This is a genomic window from Exiguobacterium sp. UBA7533 (assembly GCF_002479335.1).
Lineage (GTDB): Bacteria > Bacillota > Bacilli > Exiguobacteriales > Exiguobacteriaceae > Exiguobacterium_A.
Genome location: NZ_DLMP01000001.1, coordinates 39,780 through 65,184 on the forward strand (window position 1 = coordinate 39,780; position 25,405 = coordinate 65,184).

Consider the following 25,405-nt stretch of genomic DNA (forward strand, 5'->3'; position numbering starts at 1 on the left):
AAGTAGGTGAAGGTCTTTTGTCTTTTGACACAGACCATTTAGAATGAAATCATTATTATTAATTCATACGGGTGGAACGATTGCGATGGCGCAAGATCACTCTGGTCACGTCTTACCGAATGACATCAATCCACTGGATGCTTCACTACCTCGAGCGACGGATATCGCAAACATCACAACGCGTCATTTTTCAAATTTACCTTCTCCACATATGACGCCCGACATCATGCTACGTTTGGCACACTTCATCGAAAGTGAACTTGCTAAGGAACACTACGATGGAGTCGTCATCACCCATGGGACGGATACACTTGAAGAGACCGCTTATTTCTTACATTTGACAATTGGTGCACCTGTTCCGATTGTTTTGACTGGAGCCATGCGTTCATCCAACGAAGTCGGATCGGATGGCGAGTTTAATTTGATCACGGCACTCCGTGTCGCAGTCAGTGAAGCAGCGCGTGAAAAAGGTGTTCTCGTCGTCTTTAATGGTGAGATTCATTCGGCATTCAACGTCACGAAAACGCATACGTCATCCGTCGATACGTTTAAATCGGTTCACTTCGGAAATCTTGGCATGGTGACGAAAGATCACGTTTACCTATTCAACACGCCACTTCTGAAGCAAACACATATGGTAACCTCGCTCTCTAAACGTGTTGCTGTTTTGAAAGTATATGCCGGAATGGAACCAGATTTATTACTAGCCGTGAAACAACTCGGTTACGATGGACTCGTACTTGAAGTTCTCGGTCAAGGAAACGTCCCTCCGAGTATCGTCGATGCCATTGCCGAATTGATCGCAGTCATGCCGATCGTCATCGTTAGTCGATGCTTCAATGGAATCGTGCAAGATGTTTATGGATATACAGGTGGCGGTCAACAGTTAAAAGAGATCGGTGTCATTTTCTCAAATGGACTGAACTCACAAAAAGCACGACTTAAATTAATGATTGAACTCGAAATCAATGCGACCCAATCAGAACTCGAAGAGTCATTCAGGGTCGAATAAATGAAAAAACCTCTTGACTCGGAACTCATCATTCCGAATCAAGAGGTTTTTTAGACGTGAATTGATAGACCACGTAATCGTTCGACGAGATGATTCGCGATGTTCGCGCCATGAAAACGTCCGTTTTCAATGAATATCTTATTGGCATCGTATCCTGCTGCAACGACGCCGGCAATATAAATCCCAGGAACATTCGACTCCATCGTCTCTTCATCATGACTCGGAACACCTGTCTTGCGATCGATCGCGATACCAGCATCAGCGAACAAGCCGACGTCTGGTGTATAACCCGTCATCGCAAATACGAAATCTGCTCGGACAGTCCGCTTGTCTCCCTCCACTCGGTAAACGACTTCTTGGTCCGTGATTTCCTCGATCATCGCGTCAAACACCATCTTGACCTTTTCCGAACGAACGAGTGATTCGAAGTTCGGCAAGACCCATGGTTTGATCGATGGACTATACTCGGGTCCACGATAAAGTACAGTTACGCGTGCTCCTGCTTTTTCAAGCTCGATTGCTGCATCAACACTTGAATTCTTCCCACCGATGACGACGACATCCTGATCAAAGTATGGATGCCCTTCCGTAAAATAGTGCGATACGTGGGGTAACGTTTCTCCTGGGACGTCCATTCGGTTCGGTAACCCATAATAACCTGTCGCAAGCACAACAGATCGTGCTTCTCGCTGTTTCTTCACTCCAGAGCGTTCTGAATGGATGATGAAGCGATCCGCCTGACGTTCAATGTGCTCGACTGTCTCAAATGGACGAATCGTCAACTGCTTTCGTTTGACGACTTCTCGATAATAGACGAGTGCATCGAGACGACGTGGTTTTAATTCCTTATTGATGAACGGCACGCCACCGATTTCTAATTTTTCACTACTTGAAAAGAACGTTTGATGCGTCGGATAACGATAGATCGCTTCAACGATATTTCCTTTTTCGAGCACTTCGACGTCTAGTCCTCGATCTTGCATTTCGATCGCTGCCGATAAACCACATGGTCCTGCACCGATTACGATACAATCTAACATTCGAATATCTCCTCTTCCGGTTGCTTTTTTTATATCTTAGCAAATCTCATCAAGAGACGAAAGAAATTGCAATAGGAAAACACCCGCTCCTCATCTAGAGGAACGGGTGGTACGTATTTTTAACGTTTAATTAGACCCAACCACGGAAACGGGATGCTTCTGCCATTTTCCGCACACCTACCATATAAGCGGCGAGACGCATATCGACATTTCGCGTCTGTGCTGTCTGATAGACTTGGTTGAATGAGTTCACGAGGACCTTTTCGAGTTTCTCGTGGACTTCCTCTTCCGTCCAGTAATACCCCTGATTATTCTGTACCCATTCGAAGTAAGAAACCGTTACGCCACCACTCGAAGCAAGAACATCCGGAACGATCAAAATGTCACGTTCTGCAAGAATTTTCGTTGCTTCGTTCGTCGTTGGACCGTTTGCTGCTTCTACGACGATCGCTGCGTGGATATCATGTGCATTGTCTTCTGTAATTTGATTCTCGATTGCCGCAGGAACAAGAATATCACATTCGAGTTCAAGCAATTCTTTATTCGAGATCGTATTTTTGAACAATGTCGTAACCGTTCCGAATGAGTCGCGACGGTCCAGTAGATATGGGATGTCGAGTCCGTTCGGATCATGAAGTGCACCGTAAGCATCACTGATGGCGATGACTTTTGCACCTAAGTCATACATGAACTTCGACAAGAAGCTACCTGCGTTCCCGAACCCTTGAACGACGACGCGTGCTCCTTCAAGTGTAATGCCTTTTTTTGCTGCCGCTTCTCGGATCATGATTGCGACACCTTTCGCCGTTGCTGTTTCACGACCGTGTGAGCCACCAAGAACGAGCGGTTTTCCTGTGATGAAACCAGGAGAGTTAAATTCATCGATCCGGCTGTACTCATCCATCATCCAAGCCATGATTTGTGAGTTCGTGAAGACGTCAGGTGCTGGAATATCCTTTGTCGGTCCAACGATCTGACTGATGGCACGGACATATCCACGGCTGAGACGTTCGATTTCGCGGAAGCTCATCTCACGTGGATCACAAATGATCCCGCCTTTCCCGCCGCCATATGGTAAATCAACGATACCTGCCTTCAGACTCATCCAGACGGATAATGCTTTGACTTCGACTTCCGTCACGTTTGGGTGGAAACGAATTCCCCCTTTTGTCGGTCCAACAGCATCGTTATGTTGCGCACGATATCCTGTGAAGATTTTCGTCGAACCATCATCCATTCGCACCGGAATCCGGACTGTCAACATCCGGAGTGGTTCTTTAAGTAATTCATACATTTCGTCTGGATACCCTAATTTCCCTAGTGCTTCCTTGACGATTTCTTGTGTTGCTTCCAGTACGTTCTTGCGATGATTCGCATGTTGTTGGTCAGTAATCATTCCAACGTTCCTCCCCATAAGTGGCATCCCCTATGCCGTTTCCTTGTTCGGATAAAGTATACTCTTTTCTCGAACGTAATGAAAGGGGTTACGCCCATATTTGTAAGCGCTTTCTCACTTCTTTTCCTAGGATATCAATGATTGGATTACTTGATTTGGGCGTGGCGTTCAATCGCTAATTCCATGAAATACTCGACCAATTCCGGATATTCGATACCAACTGCTCGTGCTCCGTCCGGGAATAAACTCGTTGATGTCATACCTGGCAATGTATTCGTCTCTAAAATAACTGGATTTCCGGACTCAGGAACAAGGAAATCTGACCGGGAATACCCAGCACAACCCAGTACTTGATGTGCTTTGACGGCCCACTCCTGAAGTATTGCTGTCGTCGTCTCATCTAGTTCGGCAGGGCAGATATGCTCTGAACCTCCGATTGCATATTTCGATTCGTAATCATAAAAAGCATTCTTCGGAATGATCTCGATGACCGGTAATGCTTTTTCTGCACCTTTATGACCAACGACTGGAACCGTCACTTCGCGTCCTTTAATGAATTGTTCGACGAGAACCGCATCATCGGCTTCGAACGCTTTTGCAATCCCCTCACGTAACATCGTCTCGTCTTGTGCGATTGTCAATCCATTCGATGAACCTTCTTGTGCTGGTTTAACGACACAAGGGAATTGACCATTCCATTCTGCGATTTTCGCCTCGACATCATCTTCACGTTCTAATAATACATCACGTGCAATCGTGATACCCGCTTTATCAAAGTGAACTTTTGAACGTGCCTTATCCATCGCAAGTGCTGACGCTAACACACCTGAACCTGTGTATGGAATATTCGCAAGTTCAAGTAACGCCTGCACGCGTCCATCTTCACCAATTTTCCCATGAAGAGCGATGACAGCCACATCTACATCCAGCTGGAAGAGTTCATGTGCTCGATCAGGATGGAAATCAACAGCCGTGACTTCATGTCCTTTACTGTTTAACGCTTCCATGATTGATTTTCCACTGTTTAATGAAACCTCCCGTTCACCTGAAGTCCCACCATATAACACTGCCACTTTCATCCTACTTCACTCCTTCTTCTTACGTTCAATGATTATCATACCATCCTTCTGACCACGAAAAAATACAAAATGGTGCCACTTCTGGTAGAAGATAAAAAGGTGCGACATTGCCTGACGAGGCAATGTCGCACCTAATGTTCTAAATGTGGAATTGTTCCGCAATCGTGGCAATGGCTTGTTTCGATTGAATCGTTTTTCCGTACTCTGACATGACGAGCGGACTTTTCGGGCTCGGTTCCCCGTATTCTGACAAAATCGTCGTCACCGTACGCTCGAGCGCGTCATTCATTCGTTCCTGGAAATAGAGATAATAGCTGCCTTCGAAGAAATAAAGACTACCGCCTGTCTCCGTGTACGACATATGTCGTAATAACCCATGGCTCGCTTGAATGACATCTTCGAGCGAATTCAAGGCATACAAGACATGATGGACGATGTCGACCGTCATGCGAATTTCGACTTGATCAAATTCGTCATTCATCTCTTCCGGTAGATCACCTTCACGACGCACATCAACGAGCATGCCGTCATTCGGAAAGAATGTGACGAAAAATTCGAGTGTTCCTGCTGCCTGAAAACCAAAATTCGATTCAGCTTCCTCTAATAAATTGCGCAATAGAGCTTGTCCCTTCCCAACGGCCAACGTTTCTGGTCGGACATCGTGAAGTGATAACTCTTGCTTCGTAATGAAGACACGAAGGTGTCCTTGTTTCATTTGTTCAAACCTCATATAGACTCCTCCAGTCAAGACCGGAAACATAGGTGTCTCCGTTCGCTATGAACCATACTATACACCAGATACCGGAGTGAGTCGACTTAACCAACTTTTCCACGATTGATCGTCCGCACCAAGTAAGTGTGGTCCGTATCGTTCCGGAAGCTGATCGACCGCGTATCCTCCAAGTCCAATTTCAAGATTCGGAAAATCAGCCATCAAACAGTCTAATGCTTCATCAAGCAATGGTAAATGATCGGATAACGTACACGATAAGATGACAGCTTTCGGTTGCAATTGATGTGTCACGGCTACTAAGTCCGGCACCGGAATACCGGAACCGAGGAAAATCACATCAAAACCCGATTGCCGCAAGTAGAGTGTGAAGAAGAGTAGTCCGAGCTCATGTTCTTCTTCTGGTGCACAGACACAAACGATTCGCGGCAAGAACGGATTGATCGGCATCTGTAGTGATAACGTCGAAAGACGGGCTCTTAAGAAAGCTGTTGCAAAATGTTCATGCGCAATTGTAATCTCTCCTGACTCCCATTTCAGTCCGATTTCATGTAAGAGTGGACCAACGATATCTTGAATGACTTTATCGAAACTAAACATCGAGAACGCTTTATTCATGATGTCATGCGCGTGTCGTTCTTCGAAGTTCGTCAATGCACGGAATAACTGATCTCGTAGTTCGACTCCGTAATCATGGGGCACTTCAGCTCGATTGACAGGCATCTCATATAATTGAATTGCCTTTGAAACCGACAATCCTTCTTTTTGTTTATCGACGATCCAACGCAATTTCGCAACGTCACTATCACTATAAATGCGATGCCCGGATTCACTTCGATCCGGATCAAGCACTTGATATCTCCGCTCCCAAGCACGAATGGTCGTCGGGTTGAGTCCCACCAACGCAGCGACTGCTTTGATATTGTATTTCCCACGATCCATGCATCGTGCCTCCTTCCCCTTCCTTTCTAGTATACGCTGAAAGGAAAAAAATCTCCGTTCACAATGTGCCTTTACATCATGAAACCGATGGAGACGAAGGCGATGATGATCGTGATCATGAGTACCGTTAGCGTGATTGCTAGCGGATTTTTTCGAAATGGTTGCTTCAGTCGTTCATTTCGAACGTGTTCGATTCGCGAGGAACGTGGTGGTAAGAGTTGCTCCTCTTCGTTCTGATGTAACCGCCGTTGATCTTGTTTACTCAATGTTCATCACCTTTTCTTGAAAAAAATAAGGATATTTTCTAGTTTACACCGAATCTAGTGACGAAAAAAAGACTTGTTCTAAACGCTTTTTCCAATTTACCGTTTGAAGCACCTTACTCTTCACGGGATCCTGCCATTCGATCGTACCGCATATATCACAACAACGTGGCTGAACGATTGCCGGTTCATCAAAATGATGCAATAACATCGTACGGCGACATTCATTCCGGTGAATATAGTCCATCATCCGGCTGACTTCTCGTCCTTTGAGCTGTTTTCGTTCCACCTGCCATTGCATGATACGTTCCTTCGACCAGCCATTCTCAAGTTGCGATTTCAGTAACCGATATGCTGGATCTTCCGGATTGAGGTGTAGACGAGTCTCGATTTTCGCGTAGGACTCCCCTCTTCTCACCCCTTGTTGTAACTGATCAATCCAAAGGACAGGCGCATATTGTGTCTCAATCAGAAAGGTTTGTAATTGTTCATCCTGAGGAGCATAAAGCAAGATCGCCGTCGCCTCTTTTCCGTCCCGACCGGCACGTCCGATTTCCTGCATATAAGCTTCAAGCGTCGCCGGCATCGTGTGATGGATAACTGTACGAACGTTTCCTTTATCAACACCCATTCCAAATGCGCTCGTACAAACGAGACAGTCCATTTCATCATGAAGAAACTGTTGTTGAACAAGCTGACGGTCTTCCATCGTTAATCCGGCATGATAGTAGGTTGCCCCTTCAATGATTCCTGCAATCCGTTCCGCTTCTTTACGCGTTGTCGTATAGATGACACATGGACGAACGATACGTGTCATCCAACGGTCGAGTGCTGCGTCTTTTTCTTCTCGATCGACGCGATCCACGGTGTATTGGATTTCCGGTCGATTGACGGAACGACGGATGACATGCGGTTCTCGCATCTGCAATTGTATTCGGATATCTCGTTCAACAGCTTGAGTCGCTGTTGCGGTTAAGGCGAGGCACTGCGGAAAACCTAGTTCCCGGCGAATTTGCCCAAGTCTTGCATACTCAGGTCGAAACTCGTGTCCCCACTGCGAGATACAGTGGGCTTCATCGACGACGAATAGCGCGATGTCGACCTGTTTCAGACGAGCCCGTATTTGTGGTAACGCGAGTTGTTCCGGTGATAAGTAGAGATACCGTAGATGTTCGAGTACGGATAAGATTTGCTCTTTTTCTTCTCGCGTCTCAACAGATGTTAATTTTGCGACAGAACGTTCTCCCCGACGTTTGATTTGCATGACTTGATCCTCAATCAAAGAGAGCAGCGGAGACAAAATCAATGTCAGTCCCTCTCCTTTTACATACGAAGGAAACTGATAACAAACAGACTTTCCTCCACCTGTCGGTAAAATTGCTAACGTATCTGTTCCATTCAGGATGGATTCGATGATTTGGCGTTGTCCAGGTCGAAACGCTTCATAACCGAAATGTCGATGCAATAACGCTTCCATTAACTTCCCTCCCATTTACTACGAGCTAAGACCAATCGAATTTGAAAATAGGATACGTCTGATTGCATCGCGCTTTTGATTCGCTTGAGCGCATAAGTTTTGAGTTGTTGTGCGATATGTCGAATTTCTTCTTGTTGAGCCGTATCAACGAAAAGATCTAACGGAAAAGTGGGTGCATACATTGCAATTTCAACAAGATGATCTTCCATCGTGCTATTTTTTAGACGTCTTCTGACCGCAACATCTTCAACAGTGAGTCCTTGTTGCAATAATTCCCAAGTCGTTTGAGCAGACTGCGTCATCTTCGGAGTGTGGAGACCGGCTCCGATTTGTTGAATGAGCGGTGTACTTTTTAAGTCATTGATGCATCTTCGCCAAGCTATGATAAATTCGAACTGGACCGTCTCGACATCTACCTTCATCATTCGTGCCAATTGAGGATATGACCATCCCGTTTGCACACCTGATAATCGATGACTGATCAATGTCGCATCTCGTTCCGGTAAGCGCTCAAGGAGGAGCGTCAATTCTTGATACATCTGCGCTAACCAATCTGCTCGATTCGAGATGGTCGGAAGAACACTCTTGACCCACTCCCGAACGATCGTCTCTTGTTGCACGGGAATGAATGGTTGTTGCGCTTCTAGACAAATTACCGTTTGAACGAGAAGACTGAGCCGTTTCCACATCATTTCAGCATATCCCCGAAGTTCACCACCAAGTTGATCAATGATTACTCCATCCGTTTGTCCTACTAGTCGAGCGCCTTCGCTCGTCAGTCGAAGTGTCTCTTGCCGTTCGATCCACTTTTTCTGAGCGAGTTCCGTTAAAACCGACTCGAATCGCTGTTTACTGACTAATACGGTACCGAACGTCGACTCTAAATCATAAAAATGAGCATCTTGAAGAGAAGTTGCTGACTTCTTCCCTTGAAAAACATGATAAAGACTCCGGTCCGAACGTTCGTCTCGAAGACGCTGAATCGATTCTAGAAAAATGCGCTCTAGTAATGAAATTTCCATCTGCCACGCTCCTTTCTGATATATAGTGTTTATCGATTTGAAGATGATACCTCATCCATTTTCTTTTCGTTACGTTTTAGACATACTGTTTGCGGGCATGTGATGATATATACATTTTCTGTTATCACTTACGCTTCGTCATTGAAATGCAACGATGAGTCCGATACAATGACATATAGATGAGAACAGCGTGTTTCAATAATGTTTTCGTATAGAGAGGAGACCGTTCAATGGCTAAATTTACGATTGTCGACAAAGATACTTGCATCGCTTGTGGTGCTTGTGGAGCAGCGGCACCAGATATCTATGATTATGATGATGAGGGTTTGGCATATGTCATTCTTGATGATAACAATGGTACTGCCGAAATTCCAGAAGCATTATTCGACGATATGATTGATGCATTTGAAGGATGCCCGACGGATTCAATCAAAGTAGCAGATGAATCGTTCGAAGGCGATGCGTTAAAATTCGAATAAGTGAATAAAAAAAGATGTTTCCTTGCGAAACATCTTTTTTTGTTGGTCTTTTATTCACGCGATATATCTATCAATCATTAAAAAAACCGGGTGTCGCCATTTGGCAACATCCGGTTTCTAAGTGGTAAAAAATTTAGCGTTTTCCTTTGATATATGGTACACCAACAGCTTTTGGTGCATCCGCCCGACCAACGACACCAGCGAGTGCTAGGATCGTCAAGAGATACGGTGCAATCAATAGATACACTTGCGGAATTTGATCGAGTAACGGCAATTGCTGACCGATGATTGAAATCGCTTGAGCGAATCCGAAGAATAGTGCAGCACCCATAGCCCCGAGTGGATTCCATTTTCCGAAGATCATCGCCGCAATCGCGAGGAACCCTTGACCGAGGATCGTCGTGACACTGAAGTTCAGTGAGATCGATGTCGCATAAACAGCACCAGCAAGACCACCGAAACCACCAGAGATCATGACACCGATGAAACGCATCTTCGTGACGTTGATTCCCATTGTATCTGCCGCCATCGGATGTTCCCCGACAGAACGTAAACGAAGACCAAATGGCGTCTTGAAAATGATGTACCACGCGACGAAGGCAAGGATGATCGCGATATACGATGTGTAGTAGACGTTCGCGAAGAACATCTTCAGCACAGGAATATCAGACAAGAATGGCACGTTCTCTTTTGAGATTCGGTTTGGAATCGAATCCGTTTGTCCTTTTCCGTAAAGCGCCCGGACGAGGAAGATGGCAAGACCGACTGCAAGCAAGTTGATCGCAACTCCAAGAACCGTTTGATCAGCCCGGAAAAGGATTGCCGGAATCGCAAGGAAGAGCGAGAAAACTGCTCCGACGACAATCGCAATGAGCATCGCAAGCCAAGGACTCGCAGCACCCAAGCCCATTTTTGATAGCGTCAATGCCGTGACGACACCCGTGAAGGCACCCATGACCATTAAACCTTCTAACGCGATGTTAACGACGCCAGAACGCTCACTGAAAATGCCGCCAAGTGCTGCAATGATCAACGGAGCCGAATAGGCAAGTGCGATTGGCACGATGATATAAAGTACTTCAAGAAAGCCCATTACTGACCGGCTCCTTTCGCTTTTTTAGATTCTTTCTTAACTGCGAACTTCTCGATGACGAGACGAATCGCGTATCCAGAAGCCACGAAGATGATGATGAACGCAATGATAATTTTGATCAGTTCCGGTGGAATACCAATCTGTTGCATCGACAGACCACCGATATTGAGTCCTGCAAATAGCAATGCAGCGAGCACGACGCCGATCGGATTATTCGCACCTAACAAGGCAACCGCGATCCCGTCGAATCCAACACCAGTGAAGGACGCATTCAACGTCATGTTTTGGAACGTCCCAAGACCTTCCATCGCCCCAGCAAGGCCAGCGAACACACCTGAGATGACGAACGATAAGATGATATTGCGGTTAACGCCCATCCCTGCATATTCAGCAGCATTCTTATTGAATCCAACAGCTCGAAGTTCATAACCGAGTGTTGTTTTCCAAAGAATAAACCAGAAGACGAGTGCAGCGATGATTGCGATGAAAATTCCGTTATGAAGACGTGAGAAATCCGTGATTTCTTGTAAGAACGGTGACGCAAGTGATGCTGATTCCTTGATTGTCTCCGTCCGCTCATTCGTAATGCCGATGACGTGACGTAAAATATCGTTCGTGACGTATAACGCGATATAGTTCATCATGATCGACGTGATGACTTCATGTACGTGGAATTTCGCTTTTAAGATACCAGGAATCGATGCCCAAAGCGCACCTGCTAAACCTGCTCCAATCAAAGCGAGTGGTAAATGAACAACTGTCGGCAAATCAAACTTGATTCCAATCCAGACTGCAACCATCCAGCCGACGAGCACTTGACCTTCGACACCGATGTTAAAAAGTCCTGTCCGAAAAGCAAACGCGACAGCAAGACCCGCGAAGATCAATGGAGCCGCCGCACGCAATGTTTCACCGATGCTGTACGGTTCGCCAAAAATACCATAGAATAATTGATCAAACCCAGCAATCGGATCATACCCACCAATGAGCATGACGATTGCCCCGACGACCATCCCAAGCACGATGGAAAGAATCGGAATGAGGATGCCGTAAAAACGCTCTAACTTCATGAATGACCTACCTCCTCTTTCTTACCGCCGGCCATCAGGAAGCCAAGCTCAATTTCGTTCGTTTCTTTCGGATCCAAGAAGGCCACTGTTTTTCCTTCATATAACACGGCAATCCGGTCAGAGACTTGCAGAATTTCTTCGAGTTCGAATGAAATCAACAAGACAGCACGACCTTTTTCGCGCTCAAGAACCAATTGTTCATGAATGAACTCGATTGCCCCAACATCAAGACCACGAGTCGGCTGAGCCGCAATCAGCAAATCTGGTGAACGATCGACTTCACGCGCGATGATCGCCTTCTGTTGGTTACCACCAGACAAGGCACGAGCGAACGTCTCTGGACTTGGAGTTCGGACGTCGAACTTCTCGATGAGCGTTTTGGCTTTTTCCATGACTTGTTTATAGTTCATGATGCCTGCTTTTGAGTACGGTTGTTTGTAGTACGTTTGTAAGACCATGTTATGTCCAATCGAATAATCAAGGACAAGTCCATGTTTATGTCGGTCTTGCGGGATATGACCGACACCTGATTCCGTTACTTTCCGTGGCTTCAGGTTTTTAATCGATTTGTTGTTGAGGAAGATTTCGCCACTGTCTGCTTTACGAAGACCTGTAATGGCTTCAATCAATTCCGTTTGTCCGTTTCCGTCGATTCCGGCAATTCCAACGATTTCTCCGGCACGAATGTCGAGATTCAATCCATCGACTGCTTTGATGCCACGACCGTCCTTGACGACTAGATTCTTGATATCGAGAACGAGTTCTTGTGGAGTTGCCTTGGAATACTCCGCATTAAAGTTGACTTCACGACCTACCATCATTTCAGCAAGACGCGACTGTGTCATCGTCTCATCAATATCGACCGTGCCGATATATTTACCACGGCGAATCGTCGTACAGCGATCAGCTACTTCCATGATTTCTTTCAGTTTATGCGTAATGAGGATAATCGACTTTCCTTCCGCAATCAAGCGATTCATGATTTGAATCAATTCTTTGATCTCTTGCGGTGTCAAAACAGCAGATGGTTCATCAAAGATCAAGATGTCTGCCCCACGGTACAACGTCTTCAAAATTTCAACACGTTGTTGCATTCCGACTGAAATATCCTCGATTTTTGCATCAGGATCAACAGCAAGACCATACTGTTCAGAAATCTGGCGTACCTTTTCACGCGCCGATGCACGATCAATCTTAATCCCTGTACGTGGCTCTGCACCTAAAATGATGTTTTCAGTAACAGTGAAATTTTGAACGAGCATGAAGTGTTGGTGCACCATGCCGATTCCAAGATCATTCGCGACGTTCGGACTCGTAATATTGACTTTTTCACCGCGTACACGAATTTCTCCAGCCTCAGGCTGATACAAACCAAATAAGACGTTCATCAGCGTCGATTTTCCGGCACCGTTTTCACCAAGTAAAGCGTGAATCTCACCTTTCCGAAGCTGGAGCGTGATATTATCATTTGCGACGAAATTGCCAAACTCTTTTCTGATGTTCAGCATCTCAATGACGTATTCCAAGAAAATCCACTCCCATGTTTAGTTTAAAAGGGGAGTCGCAATGCTAGCGACCCCCGCTTTCATTATTATTTAAGTGACGCTTCGTACTCTTTATACTCGTCGTCAGTCGATGGAACTTTAATGTCACCATCGATGATTTGTTTTTTGTACTCTTCGACTTTGTCGAGTGCTTCTTTTGAGACGTTGTCTTTTGAAGGAGCGATATCGACACCGCCGTCTTTTAGACCGAACTCAACGACTTTACCTGCTGGGAAGTTGCCGTCCTTCGTGTCTTTCGCGACTTGCTCTACTGCTGTATCTACACGTTTGACCATTGATGTCAATGTGACGTTTTCTGGCATACCTTCTTCGACTTGGTCACGGTCTACACCGATAACCCAAACATCTTCACCGTTCTTTTTACGGTTTTTCGCTTCTGTGAATACCCCTTGTCCAGTACCACCAGCTGCGTGATAGATGACGTCGACTTTTTTACCGTACATACCTGAAGCGATTGCTTGTCCTTTTTCAGCAGCGTTGAAATCTTCTGCGTATTGAATTTCGATTTCCGCTTTCGGGTTAGCCGCTTTAACGCCTGCTTTAAATCCGCTTTCGAACTTTTTGATCAAGTCCGAGTTGACACCACCGACAAATCCAACTTTATCCGTTTTCGTCGTTAGACCTGCAACGACACCAACGAGGAACGAACCTTCGTTTTCTTTGAAGACGATTGAAGCGACGTTTGGTTTATCGACGACTTGGTCAACGAGTGCGAAGTTGTTCTTTTTGAACTGATCCGCTACTTTACCGATATCTTCAGCCATCAAGAAACCAATCCCGAGAATTAAGTCGTATTTTGCACGTGCTAATTGCTGAAGGTTCGGTTGATAGTCTGATTGTTTTGCAGATTGGAGATATTTATAGCCAGTACCTTCTTTTAAGTCATTGTCTTTCCCGAACTTTTGGATACCTTCCCAAGCAGATTGGTTGAATGATTTATCATCCACGCCGCCTGTATCTGTAACCATACCTACTTTAAAGCCTTCTGATTTGCTGCCGCTACCTGAATCTTTCGAATCGTCGTTGCCACCACATGCTGCAAGGACGGAACTCATTGCTAAACCTGTTGCTGCTAATGCGAGAAGTGACTTCTTTTTCATCTGGAAAAATCCCCTTTCGAATATGGTCATACAAAGTTCAAGACTACGTCTAGCACCTGAGGCTGGCGATGAGGAGCGTTACGTAGGTTTTGACGGGAAGCGCTTTCAGTATTCATCCTAAAACAATGGCTCACACACGTTTACGGATGACGTGGAAATCGAACTTATCTGCTCGGAAATAGTTCGCTGAAAAAAGAACGGAACGGTCGAGCTCATCATAATGCGTCTGACGCAAAGCGAGCAGAGGTTGGTCCGTATGTAATTGTTCAGCGATTTTCGGATCAATACGCGGCTCGATATGCGTCACAGCATGTGTGACACGTCGTCCGAGTTCTTTTTCTAAAGCATCAAACAATGATGTCGAAGAGGTGAACTGCTCTTCATTTTTAATATAATGGCTTGGAATCTTATCGATACAATAGACGACAGGAACATCTCCTGCGAGTCGGATTCGTTCGATTCGATATACCAATTCATCCGGACCAAGTTGAAAGCGTTCTCGGTCGCGCTCAGTCGGTTGGACCATCTCGGATGATAGCACTTCTGAGGTCGGAATCATGCCTGCGCGCGCGATCATCTCTGTCACGCTGTATAACTCCTCGATACCAGAAGTAAACGGTGGTCTTGCATTGATAAACGTACCGACACCGTGTTTACGGATGACAATGTTCTCATCTTCAAGAATTCGTAATGCCTCTCGAAGAGTAGCTCGACTGACGCCAAGTTGCTTTGAAAGTTCAAACTCTGAAGGGAGCTTCTCGCCTTCCTTGTAAACGCCGTCATCGATGTCTGACTTGATTTTTTCAATCACACGTAAATAAAGCAAACGATGATCTAGTTTAATCGACATGACGCATCTCCATCCTCTATCTAGTTGTAACCAGTGCTCAGACTTCTGACGTATGAGAACTCCAGCCAAGATAAGTATATGACGCTTAACACAATCCTGCAATCATTTTGTAACAGGTTAGAAGTCTGACTTCTGGCGCTTTTGTAACCCTTTTCATAACGTAATCAATAATGGAAGAAAATAGGGCATTCTACCTAAGAATGCCCTTTATCTTTTCAACGCTTATTGCTCAGGTACTTCGATTTCCCCTGAAACGACAGCCGCTTTTGCTTTCTCAAGCGCAGTCATCGTCTTCTTCGAGATTTTTTCAGATGGGACGATATCAACGCCGTCTTCCTTCAGACCATAACGAACCGTTTTACCACCTTCGAGTTTTCCATCTTTCGCTGCGTTAGCTGTATCTTCAACTGCGCGGTCGACACGTTTGATGACCGATGTTAACGTCACGTCTTCCGGCATACCTTCTTCTTTTTGATCACGGTCGACACCGATGACCGATACATCTTCTCCATTTTTCTTACGGTTCTTCGCTTCTGTGAAGACACCATTTCCTGTACCGCCTGCTGCTGGGAAGATGATATCCGCTCCTTTACCGTACATGCCGGCTGCGATGGCTTGACCTTTTTCAGGTGCTGCGAAGTCCTCTGCGTACTGAACATCGATTTTGATTTTTGGATTGACGGATTTCGCTCCAGCTTCGAAACCAGCTCGGAACCGTTCGATGACGTCCATTTTCATGCCACCGACGAAACCGATGTGATCTTTTTTCGTCTCCATAGCAGCAACGATCCCTGCAAGATACGCCCCTTCATTTTCCTTAAATGTGATCGATGTGACGTTTTTCCCTTCAACGACATTATCAACGATTGCAAATTGTGTATCCTTGAATTGATCTGCTACGGTTTTAACATCTTCATTGAATGTATTCCCGATACCGAAAACGAGATCTTCTCCACCACGTGCAAGACGTGACAAGTTCGGTTGATAATCTTGTTGTGATTTAGACTGTAAATAAGAGAACCCTTCATTTTGCTTGAGTTTGTTATCTTTACCGTACGCTTGCAGACCTTCCCAAGCTGATTGGTTGAACGATTTATCATCGATTCCACCTTTATCCGCTACCATAGCGACAGAGAACTGATCTTTTTGGTCAGCTTTCTCACCTGAACCGCCGCAGGCTGCAAGTCCAACTGTTGCTACTGACATCATCGATACGATTACCTGTTTTTTCTTCATATCATCCATCTCCTCTGCATTTATGAGAGCGCTTTCATTATCTATTTGTGAAAAAGTCGCTCCCAGCCCTCATGTTGAAGGTCGGTCACTCATATGTCTGAGTATGCCAAAAAAAATATTGAAAATCAACAGACGTCTGACAACTATTTTCATGAAAGCGATTTTATTTTATTTTTGTCTTTTTTCCTTCCTTTCATTTCTAATTTTCTCATCTCATATACGACTCCTGTATCATTTTTTTGAGCACATTATACGCTCATCCATATATATCCATTATTTTAATAAAAAAGAATCACGGTGGATACCGTGATTCTTGATTAACGTCCCATGACGCGGCGTGGTTTTGATCCTTCAGAAGGACCAATCAGACCATTTTCTTCTAGAGCATCAATCAACCGGGCAGCTCGGTTGTAGCCGATACGATACTTTCGTTGAATCATCGACGTCGATGCCGTCTCTTGGGTCAGAATGAACTGGACGACCTCATCATAGAGTGAGTCATCGACCTCTGTTTCACCTTCAGGTACATCTTTTGGAATCATCGCTTCAACATACTGCGCTTTTTGTTGACTGATGACATGATTGACAACCTTCTCGACTTCTTCGTCTGATAAGAACGCACCTTGTACACGGACGGGTTTGTTCATGCCGTTACCGAGCAACAACATATCCCCTCGTCCAAGCAATTTATCAGCGCCTCCCGTATCAAGGATCGTCCGTGAATCCGTCGCACTCGACACACTGAAGGCGATACGTGACGGAATATTCGCTTTGATGACACCAGTGATGATATCAACACTTGGTCGCTGGGTCGCGATAACCATGTGAATCCCAGCTGCTCGCGCCATTTGTGCAAGTCGCATGATTGCATCTTCAACTTCGTTTGACGCGACCATCATCAAGTCGGCTAACTCATCAACGATGACGACAATATACGGTAATCGTTGATGCACTTTTTCCTCTGCGTTCATCTTATCGATTAGTGCATTGTAGCCTTCGATGTTGCGCGCTCCGTTTTGACTGAAAATCTCATAACGACGTTCCATTTCCGAGACGACCTGTTTTAACGCCTGCGCCGCCTTTTTCGGATCGGTGACGACCGGTGCCAAAAGATGAGGAATACCGTTGTAGACGTTTAATTCGACCATTTTCGGGTCAATCATCATCAGGCGGACTTCATCCGGTCGAGCTCGCATCAAAATTGAGACGATCATCCCGTTAATGCAGACCGATTTACCGGAACCGGTCGAACCGGCAACTAAGACGTGTGGCATCTTATTCAGCTTTGCTGTCACCGTCTCACCAGAAATGCTTCGTCCGAGTGCGACGAGCAAACGATCATTGTCGGATTGAACGCTCTCCGCTCCTAACACTTCTCGAAGTGATACCATGGCGACTTCACGGTTTGGCACCTCGATTCCGACAGCCGCTTTACCAGGAATCGGTGCTTCGATTCGAATATCTTTCGCCGCTAACGCAAGCGCTAAATCATCGGCGAGTCCTGTGATCCGACTAAGCTTGATACCTTGTTTTGGTTCAATCTCATACTTCGTGACACTTGGTCCGAGATGAATCTTCAACACTTTCGCTCCGATCCCGAACGATTTTAAGGTCGCAATCAATTTCGTCGCATTATCCTTTAGTCGCTTATTCTCACCCGATAAGTCTTTGGACGTCGGCTCTGCTAATAAATCAAGCGACGGCAATTGATATCCGTCCGGTGTCTCCGTCATCGTCAGTGGTCCTTGTGTCTCCGCTGCTTGCGGTTCAACGTGATCCGTAAAGCCGATAATTGGAACGTCTTGAATGTTGACCGAAGGATCCTCTGCTTCTTGCTCTGTTTCGATTGGTTCCTCAACAGTTGCTGGTCGCAACGTCTTTGCTTTTTTCTCGCGGACCGGTTTCGGTGTCAGGTCTTTTTCGATCCGAGGACGAGGTGTCCGTTCACGATTACGAAATTCTTCTGCGCGTTCCCGCAGTCCAAGCCATAGCTCTCCATAAAACGAAGGGTGTAGTAGATGAACAGCTGCGCCGATGAAGAACAGACCAATCAAGAAGGCACCGCTACTTGAAATGTAATATGCTGCGTTTTGATAGAGCCATCCATTGAGAATACCACGCGGTGCTCCGAGCATTAGATCAATCCAGACGACTGAACCCATTAGTAGCATCGACCATGCCCATTTCTGAGCCCGTGACGCGTTCGATAGTAGCAAGAGTAGCACGGCACCTATCCCGCCGTATAATAAGGAACCGAACTGACCGATTAATCGTTCTCCTCCATCAGCTAGCGTCAGTCCGACTTTCCCGAATTCCCCAAATGCGAGAACGAAGGCAAGTAGTGAAACGATTGCGATGATGGTCGCATATGTACGATACGCAATCGGCTGACGTTGTTTCTTCGCTGCCGGTCGTTTCCGTGGCGGCGTTTTTTTTCGTACGGTTTTTCGTTTCGTCGTCGCCATACGTCATCCCTCCTGATAAAAAAACGGCTCAGTGGACCAGGTATTGGTCAATCTGAGCCGCTCGTTTGTTAAATCTCCATGATGATTGGAAGAATCATCGGGCGGCGTTTCGTCTGTTCATAGAGATAAGCACTGAGTTTATCTCGAATCAACGACTTCATCTCCGTCCAATCCAATTCTCCGTTTAATTTACCTTGTAGTTGTTTCGCGACGATTCGGTTCGCTTCATTGATCATATCTTCTGATTCACGCATATAGACGAATCCGCGAGAAATGATTTCGGGTCCCGAGACGATCGTTTTGTTTTTTCGGCTAATCGTAATGACACAGAGGACGACACCATCTTGTGACAACAAGCGACGATCACGAAGGACGATGTTTCCGACATCACCAACACCGATTCCGTCGATCAAGACGTTTCCGGCGTTCACTTTGCGTGACATCCGTGCTTTACGCTTCTCAAACTCAACGACATCTCCATTCTCGATGATGAAGATATTGTTCGCATTGACGCCAACCGTCTGTGCGAGACGACTGTGTGCCTTTTGCATCCGGAATTCTCCGTGAATCGGTAGGAAGAATTTCGGTTTGATCAAGTTGAGCATCAGCTTCAGATCTTCCGCATGACCGTGACCGGAAACGTGTACTTTCCGTTGGTTGTAGATAACATTCGCACCCGCACGGAATAAGAGATCGATCGTTTTCGAAACCGACTTCTCGTTACCTGGAATTGGGGAAGCCGCGACGACAACCGTATCATTCAAGCGAATATTGACTTGCTTGTGTGCGTTACGTGCCATTCGTGTCAAGGCTGCCATTGGCTCACCTTGAGATCCTGTCGTCAAGATGACGACTTGGTTATCATCGAGGCGATTGATGTCAGATAGATCAATCAATGTTTTCTGCTTGAAGCGTAAGTAATTCAAACGCTGTGCCACTTCAACGTTGTTGACCATGCTACGACCGACGACCGCTACTTTTCGATTGTTCGCTTCTGCTGCTGCAAACACTTGTTGTAGACGATGAATGTTCGAAGCGAATGAAGCTACAATCACACGACCCGGTGCTTCATAAATGACGTCGTTCAATTCAGAACCGACAATCGATTCTGACCCAGACATCCCTGGTCGCTCTGCATTCGTCGAGTCAGACAGCAAGCACAGTACGCCCCGTTGACCAATCGCTGCAATTTTCCCGAAGTCTGCTTGTTTTCCATCGACTGGTGTGTAATCGAACTTGAAATCCCCCGTATGAACGATGGCACCTTGAGACGTTTGAATACAAACCCCAACTGCATCCGGAATCGAGTGGTTGACCCGGAAGAACGTAATAAAATGACCTGCAACGGTTAATTTCGTCTTGGCATCAATTGGACGAAGATCTGCCTTTTTCAATAAACCGGCTTCTTTTAATTTGTGTTCAATCAAACCGAGCGTCAAACGTGTTCCGTAAACAGGTACCTTCAAGTCACGCAAGACGTAACTGAGTGCCCCGATATGATCCTCGTGACCATGGGTAATGAAAATCCCTTGAATCCGCTCTTTGTTTTCTTTTAAATAACTGATGTCTGGAATGACTTTATCGATTCCAAGCATCTCATCTCCTGGGAACATTAACCCGGCATCGATGACGAAGATGTCCTCGTCGAGTTCGACGACGTACATGTTCTTACCGATCTCACCGGCGCCACCAAGAGCAAAGACGCTTACTTTTTCCGTCTTCTTCTTTGACACGACATGACCTCCTATAATTCATATTCACTTTTCGTGAGCCGTCCACTTATCACTATCACTATTCTAGCCGAATTTTCACAATCTGCCAACAATCGGACTAGGAAATCTAAAAAAAACGTCATTCCTGCCACATTACTCCAGGAATGACATTAATCATGTATTCAACAAATCTTCGACTTCTTCTGTTCGTTTCGCTTTTTCCGAACGGCTTGGACGTTCACCAGCCTTCAGTTCGTCGAGCGAATACCCGAACGTCATCTCAAAATGAGGGTAATCGACGAATCGCTTCCAATCGCCTCCCCATTCAAAACCGAGTGCTTTCCCGATATCAGCGACTTCACGCCAATCACTTTTCCCTGACCGATTCCCATCATACTCAAGATCATACGAAATCTGTCCATTTACGAGTTGCACGAAATCAATTGCAAGTCCGTAGTTATGCATCGATTCACCGCCTCGTGCATTCGTGACGACTTCACCTGCCTCAGAACGCCCTTGTTCAAAAAGTGCGTTCTGTTGCTGGATCGAGCGGTACCCTTGCGTGATCTTGATATCGATATTGTAGCAAGAATGTGCAACACGGATCAGATCCTTTGCCCCTGTCTCGACAGCTGGATGGAGACGCTTCAGGTTCGCCTCGCTTGCATTGATCAAACGGTTTTCCCCTGCTACGTCTCGTGGGCAACTATCAATCCCGAGTTCCGGTTGGTCCATCAAAATCGTCGGCATCCGGTTCATGGATGCCGCAAGAAACAATCCAATCGCAAACATCGTCAATAAAAATACGATCCAACCGAAGATTGTTCCCCGTTTCATCAGCGGCGAAGCTTCTTCCGAAGTTTTTGTAGAATCGGTAACCCCGTCTCAAGCAACAGATAGAGCGGACGATTGAGTACATAATCAAACTCACCGATTTTTTCAATCATTCGGCTGCCCCACCCAGATTTAAAGGCATAGAGTCCCGCGTAATGATCATCCGGGTCGGTCGAACCACTGACTCCACCGAAGTCATAGGAGAGCGCACCATGTTCTTTCGCATATTGCATCATCGTCCATTGCATCAAATGGTTCGGCATGAATTCCCGGTACTCGTTCGATGAGGCTCCATATAAGTAATAGGAACGACGACCAGCAAGCGTCAAAAGACCACCAGACAGGATGACACCGTTTGGATGTTTGGCAGCAATCGTCATCAGTTCCGTTTTCGACTTCTCTGCTTTTTCGATTTGTGCTGTCGTCTGCTCCAAGCGATTGTTTAAGCTTTTTAGCTTCTTCTCAGCCGTCTCTTTCTCAAGCTGACGGTGAATCTTCGAGAGTTCCTTATCGGCTTGAAGTAATAAGGCTTCCGTATTCTCAAGAGCACGTACGACATCAAGTTTCGTCAAAAACAAGACCGCATCACCCTTTGGATGGAGATGATCATACAGATTCTCGAAATAATCCAGACCGCGGATCGAGAACCCATCCCGTTCGCCCGTCTCGACCATCAGCTTCGCGAATGTCTTGAGTCCTTCACGATCCGCTTGTTCGCATACGATCCCTTTGCGTTCAGCAAGACGGACGTTGTAGCGGAACTTCGAATGGAAACCGTCGAAGATCTCTTTTTCTGTTCCTTCAAGATTCGTCTCCATCGTAAAGCGTGGTTGCGCGTAGTCAAAACCGCCGCCAAAACCGTTATGTTTGAAGCCAAGTCCTTGCATCTCCTGTAACAGACCTGGATATTCTTCCCGCTCGACGTTCGGATCGAATTTAATCGCAATCGCCTTCTGTTGTTTTGCGACACGTATCGCTTCATCACGAAGAGCACGAAGTGCGTCCGTATCCGTATAATCGACGACGAAACCGCGCGGTGCATAACAAAGCGTGAACGGTAGCTTCGGTACTTTCTTAAACAAGAGCAGACCAACTCCGGCAATCTCACCAGAAGTTGTTCCGACCGCGATCCGTTCATGTGTCCATCCTGTCGCGCTTTTGACTTCTCCCCATGCTGGAAGCTGAAGTAAGTCGCCTTTTGGATGTGTTTTTACGAATGTTTCAAATTGATCTATGGTTACAACGATTGGTTGATAAGTCACTTCTGTTCCTCCATTTGCCGTATCATCTCTTTGACGATGACTTCCTCATCGAGAGGGATTTTCTCATCCCCAATGATTTGATATTTTTCATGACCTTTACCGGCTAAGATGACGATATTATCTGGTCGTGCGAGTCGTGCTGCATAACGCACGGCCTCTTCCCGATCACCGATTTCAACGAACTGATCGTGGGTCATCCCTTTGGCGATGCCGGATGTAATTGACTCATATGCTTCATATCGTGGATCATCCGTCGTGATGACGACGGTTCCTGCGTAGGTCGAAGCCAGTTCGCCCATCTTCGGTCGTTTCGTCACGTCGCGGTTTCCACCTGTCCCGATCAGGAAGACGATCTTTTCCTTCGGTACGTCAACGAGTGCTTTCAGACACTGTTCAATGCCGTCAGGAGTATGCGCGTAGTCGACATACACGTTATATCCTTCGATTGGTAAGCGTTGCATCCGACCTTTTGCCGGACGGATTGCTGAAATCGCTCCTGCAATCGTCGTTAGGTCGTATCCGCAAGACAAGAGGATCCCTGTCGCAAGCAACAGATTGTAGACGTTAAAGCGACCGATGAAATTCGCCGTGACGTCGACTTGTTCTTCTTTGTACATCATCGTGAACGTCGTTTGTTGAAGTGACTGTTCAATCGCCGTTGCTCGGAGGTCAGCTGCGTTGTCGATACCGTACGTCATGACACGAGCACCTGTCATCATTTCGTACAGTTCGCTCGTCGGATCATCGGCATTCAAGACCGCGACTTTCTCTGTCGACAGCCGTTGTCCGAGCTGTGCGAATAACAATCCTTTGGCACGCGCATAGTTCTCAAACGTTTTGTGAAAATCGAGATGATCATGCGTCAGATTCGTGAATCCCGCAATGTCGTAATCGACACCCGTTACTCGACCAAGCTCTAGTCCATGCGAAGAGACTTCCATGATGACGTCTTGGACATCTTCTTTATGCATTTGATGCAAAAATGCTTGTAATTCGGAGCTTTGTGGTGTCGTATTTCGACTTGGTACGACGCGGTCACCAATCTTGACTTCGACCGTTCCGATGATACCCGTTTTCCGACCAAGGTGCGCTAATATATCACGGACAATCGTCGTCGTCGTCGTTTTCCCGTTCGTTCCTGTAATACCAATCATCCGTATCTTTTCAGAAGGATAATCATAGAATTTGCCAGCCAATTCGGCAATGGCACGTGATGTACTACGAACGAGAATGACAGGAATCGACACATTGACCGGTTGTTCCGCAACGATTGCGACCGCTCCTTGTGCTTCTGCCTGTTTGGCATAGTCGTGTCCATCAACAGTATACCCTTTGATGGCGACGAACAATGTTCCCGGTTTAACATCCCGTGAATCGGTCGTGATGGACGTGACATCCACTTCTACCATTCGTTCGATTTTTTGCGTCTGTATGACTTGAATCAGTTCAGCTAAATTCAACGGTATTCCTTCTTTCTCGACATCGTCATTTCATATGTTTCATCTATTCCGTTCTGCTGTCATGCTTCCTCTTCCTGGTCTGCTGGAAGAATATAGGCCTTTGCCGGTTCCTCCGAAAAGATGTGCTCAATCAGCCCATCGATGTCCGATGGACGAATTCGTTCTACATCCGCTAGTACTTCTTCGAGTGACGGGTGACGATGCAGATGCAACTCATTTCGGGCATTTCGGTTCATATGGCTCGATGTGCCTTCGTTTCCTAAAATCAGAGAACCTTTTAGCTGTTCAATGCCATCTTCGAGTTCCTTAGCGGATAGTCCGTCTCGCTTCAAGCGATCAATCTCAGCAGCGAGAACCTGTTCGACCTCTTCGACTGATTCCGGAGACGTACCGACATAAATCGTGAACGTGCCATGATCGTCAAACGTCGTGTAATAGGAAAAGACTGAATAAGCAAGACCGCGTTCCTCTCGGATTGATTGGAACAAGCGACTCGACATCGTCGCACCGAATGCATTGTTGAGTAAGGCGAGGGCAGGCAATCGTGGATCAGCAGAAGGAATCGCACGGAAATTATAACAAATATGTGCCTGTTCCGTATCCTTTTCCTTACGAATCACACCATTTTGTAACCTTGGTGACGCTGTCTCACGGGTCTTCGATCGTGATATGAGGATCGACATCCGCTCTTGAATCTGCGTAATCAACTCGTCTGAGACGTTTCCGGCAACGGAAATGACGATTTGATCCGGAGCATATGCTTCTTCGAGATACTGTTCAATCATTGTACGATCAATCCGAAGCACACTCTCTTCCGTTCCAAGAATCGGACGAGCCATGACATCCTCTCCGTAAGCCGCAACAGCTAATAACTCATGGACGAGATCATCTGGTGTGTCATCGTACATTTTAATCTCTTCAATGACGACCTTTTTCTCTTTTTCTAGTTCCTCCGCATCGAACGTCGATTCGAGGAACATGTCCGCCAACACTTGAAAGGCTTCACCTGCATGTTCATCTAATGTCTTGACGTAATAACACGTTTGATCCTTACTCGTGAACGCATTAATATTTCCACCAAGTCGGTCAAAATAAACCGCAATCTCTTTTGCCGTATGGCGTTTTGTTCCTTTGAACATCATATGCTCGATGAGATGACTGATACCATGCTCCTCGACCTGTTCCGTCCGACTTCCTGCTTGAATGAAGATTCCGGTCGCGACGCTGCGTGCTTCTGGCATCCGTTCAACGATTAGTCGAACCCCGTTTTCTAGTTGTATCCGTTCGATCATAGTAATTCCTCCAAATATAGGAAACA

22 protein-coding genes are annotated in these 25,405 nt (G+C 46.1%); 2 read left to right on the top strand and 20 right to left on the bottom strand.

The window, feature by feature from the left end; all coding sequences use genetic code 11:
• The first annotated feature begins 43 nt into the window (after window positions 1-43).
• Window positions 44-1,012, top strand: a complete 969-nt coding sequence (locus B2U10_RS00230) for an asparaginase (protein ID WP_056062186.1) — start codon at window positions 44-46, stop codon at window positions 1,010-1,012.
• 50 nt (window positions 1,013-1,062) lie between these two features.
• Here B2U10_RS00230 and B2U10_RS00235 read toward each other — a convergent pair whose 3' ends face one another.
• From B2U10_RS00235 to B2U10_RS00270, 8 genes are all read right to left on the bottom strand, one after another.
• Window positions 1,063-2,052: a YpdA family putative bacillithiol disulfide reductase gene (locus tag B2U10_RS00235; RefSeq protein WP_056062188.1), complete on the bottom strand. Its 990-nt coding sequence runs from the start codon at window positions 2,050-2,052 to the stop codon at window positions 1,063-1,065.
• Between the two features lie 130 nt (window positions 2,053-2,182).
• Entirely contained in the window at window positions 2,183-3,448 is a 1,266-nt protein-coding gene (locus B2U10_RS00240; protein WP_035407132.1) for a Glu/Leu/Phe/Val family dehydrogenase, read from the bottom strand.
• A 146-nt stretch (window positions 3,449-3,594) separates the two neighbouring features.
• Complete coding sequence (locus B2U10_RS00245) at window positions 3,595-4,527, bottom strand: D-alanine--D-alanine ligase (protein ID WP_056062191.1); 933 nt, start codon at window positions 4,525-4,527, stop codon at window positions 3,595-3,597.
• Window positions 4,528-4,666: 139 nt separating this feature from the next.
• Window positions 4,667-5,257, bottom strand: coding sequence for an adaptor protein MecA (locus B2U10_RS00250; protein WP_035407127.1), 591 nt, complete (start codon window positions 5,255-5,257; stop codon window positions 4,667-4,669).
• Between the two features lie 57 nt (window positions 5,258-5,314).
• Window positions 5,315-6,199, bottom strand: a complete 885-nt coding sequence (locus B2U10_RS00255) for a MerR family transcriptional regulator (protein ID WP_035407123.1) — start codon at window positions 6,197-6,199, stop codon at window positions 5,315-5,317.
• 71 nt (window positions 6,200-6,270) lie between these two features.
• Complete coding sequence (locus B2U10_RS00260; protein ID WP_035407120.1) at window positions 6,271-6,465, bottom strand: hypothetical protein; 195 nt, start codon at window positions 6,463-6,465, stop codon at window positions 6,271-6,273.
• 43 nt (window positions 6,466-6,508) lie between these two features.
• On the bottom strand, window positions 6,509-7,939 hold the full coding sequence (locus tag B2U10_RS00265; RefSeq protein WP_035407118.1) for a RecQ family ATP-dependent DNA helicase: 1,431 nt from the start codon (window positions 7,937-7,939) through the stop codon (window positions 6,509-6,511).
• Window positions 7,939-8,961 (bottom strand): helix-turn-helix domain-containing protein, encoded by a 1,023-nt coding sequence (locus B2U10_RS00270; protein ID WP_035407116.1) that lies wholly within the window; start codon window positions 8,959-8,961, stop codon window positions 7,939-7,941. The genes B2U10_RS00265 and B2U10_RS00270 overlap by 1 nt, the downstream gene beginning before the upstream one ends.
• Window positions 8,962-9,191: 230 nt before the next feature.
• On the opposite strand from B2U10_RS00270, the gene B2U10_RS00275 reads away from it, so the two are divergent.
• Complete coding sequence (locus tag B2U10_RS00275) at window positions 9,192-9,440, top strand: ferredoxin (RefSeq protein ID WP_029342027.1); 249 nt, start codon at window positions 9,192-9,194, stop codon at window positions 9,438-9,440.
• 133 nt (window positions 9,441-9,573) lie between these two features.
• On the opposite strand, the gene B2U10_RS00280 is transcribed toward B2U10_RS00275, so the two are convergent.
• The 12 genes from B2U10_RS00280 to B2U10_RS00335 form a co-directional block, all read right to left on the bottom strand.
• Window positions 9,574-10,533 (bottom strand): ABC transporter permease, encoded by a 960-nt coding sequence (locus B2U10_RS00280; protein WP_035407114.1) that lies wholly within the window; start codon window positions 10,531-10,533, stop codon window positions 9,574-9,576.
• Window positions 10,533-11,603: an ABC transporter permease gene (locus B2U10_RS00285; protein ID WP_035407110.1), complete on the bottom strand. Its 1,071-nt coding sequence runs from the start codon at window positions 11,601-11,603 to the stop codon at window positions 10,533-10,535. The genes B2U10_RS00280 and B2U10_RS00285 overlap by 1 nt, the downstream gene beginning before the upstream one ends.
• The gene (locus tag B2U10_RS00290; protein ID WP_035407107.1) at window positions 11,600-13,129 is read right to left on the bottom strand and encodes an ABC transporter ATP-binding protein; all 1,530 of its coding nucleotides are present in this window, start codon (window positions 13,127-13,129) and stop codon (window positions 11,600-11,602) included. The genes B2U10_RS00285 and B2U10_RS00290 overlap by 4 nt, the downstream gene beginning before the upstream one ends.
• 65 nt (window positions 13,130-13,194) lie before the next feature.
• A complete protein-coding gene (locus B2U10_RS00295; protein WP_035407104.1) occupies window positions 13,195-14,268 on the bottom strand; it encodes a BMP family lipoprotein in 1,074 nt (357 codons plus the stop codon).
• Window positions 14,269-14,398: 130 nt separating this feature from the next.
• Complete coding sequence (locus tag B2U10_RS00300) at window positions 14,399-15,118, bottom strand: GntR family transcriptional regulator (protein ID WP_035407101.1); 720 nt, start codon at window positions 15,116-15,118, stop codon at window positions 14,399-14,401.
• Between the two features lie 222 nt (window positions 15,119-15,340).
• Complete coding sequence (locus B2U10_RS00305) at window positions 15,341-16,354, bottom strand: BMP family lipoprotein (RefSeq protein WP_035407099.1); 1,014 nt, start codon at window positions 16,352-16,354, stop codon at window positions 15,341-15,343.
• 317 nt (window positions 16,355-16,671) lie between these two features.
• Window positions 16,672-18,819, bottom strand: coding sequence for a DNA translocase FtsK (locus tag B2U10_RS00310; RefSeq protein WP_035407095.1), 2,148 nt, complete (start codon window positions 18,817-18,819; stop codon window positions 16,672-16,674).
• A gap of 68 nt (window positions 18,820-18,887) precedes the next feature.
• Window positions 18,888-20,552: a ribonuclease J gene (locus B2U10_RS00315; protein ID WP_023468670.1), complete on the bottom strand. Its 1,665-nt coding sequence runs from the start codon at window positions 20,550-20,552 to the stop codon at window positions 18,888-18,890.
• 153 nt (window positions 20,553-20,705) lie between these two features.
• On the bottom strand, window positions 20,706-21,368 hold the full coding sequence (locus tag B2U10_RS00320; protein WP_056062201.1) for a M15 family metallopeptidase: 663 nt from the start codon (window positions 21,366-21,368) through the stop codon (window positions 20,706-20,708).
• Entirely contained in the window at window positions 21,368-22,627 is a 1,260-nt protein-coding gene (locus tag B2U10_RS00325; protein ID WP_290751309.1) for a lipid II:glycine glycyltransferase FemX, read from the bottom strand. Before B2U10_RS00325 ends, B2U10_RS00320 begins: the two co-directional genes overlap by 1 nt.
• Window positions 22,624-24,087, bottom strand: coding sequence for a UDP-N-acetylmuramoyl-L-alanyl-D-glutamate--2,6-diaminopimelate ligase (locus tag B2U10_RS00330; RefSeq protein ID WP_290785139.1), 1,464 nt, complete (start codon window positions 24,085-24,087; stop codon window positions 22,624-22,626). The genes B2U10_RS00325 and B2U10_RS00330 overlap by 4 nt, the downstream gene beginning before the upstream one ends.
• Window positions 24,088-24,146: 59 nt before the next feature.
• Complete coding sequence (locus B2U10_RS00335) at window positions 24,147-25,379, bottom strand: M16 family metallopeptidase (RefSeq protein WP_290785141.1); 1,233 nt, start codon at window positions 25,377-25,379, stop codon at window positions 24,147-24,149.
• Between the last annotated feature and the right edge of the window lie 26 nt (window positions 25,380-25,405).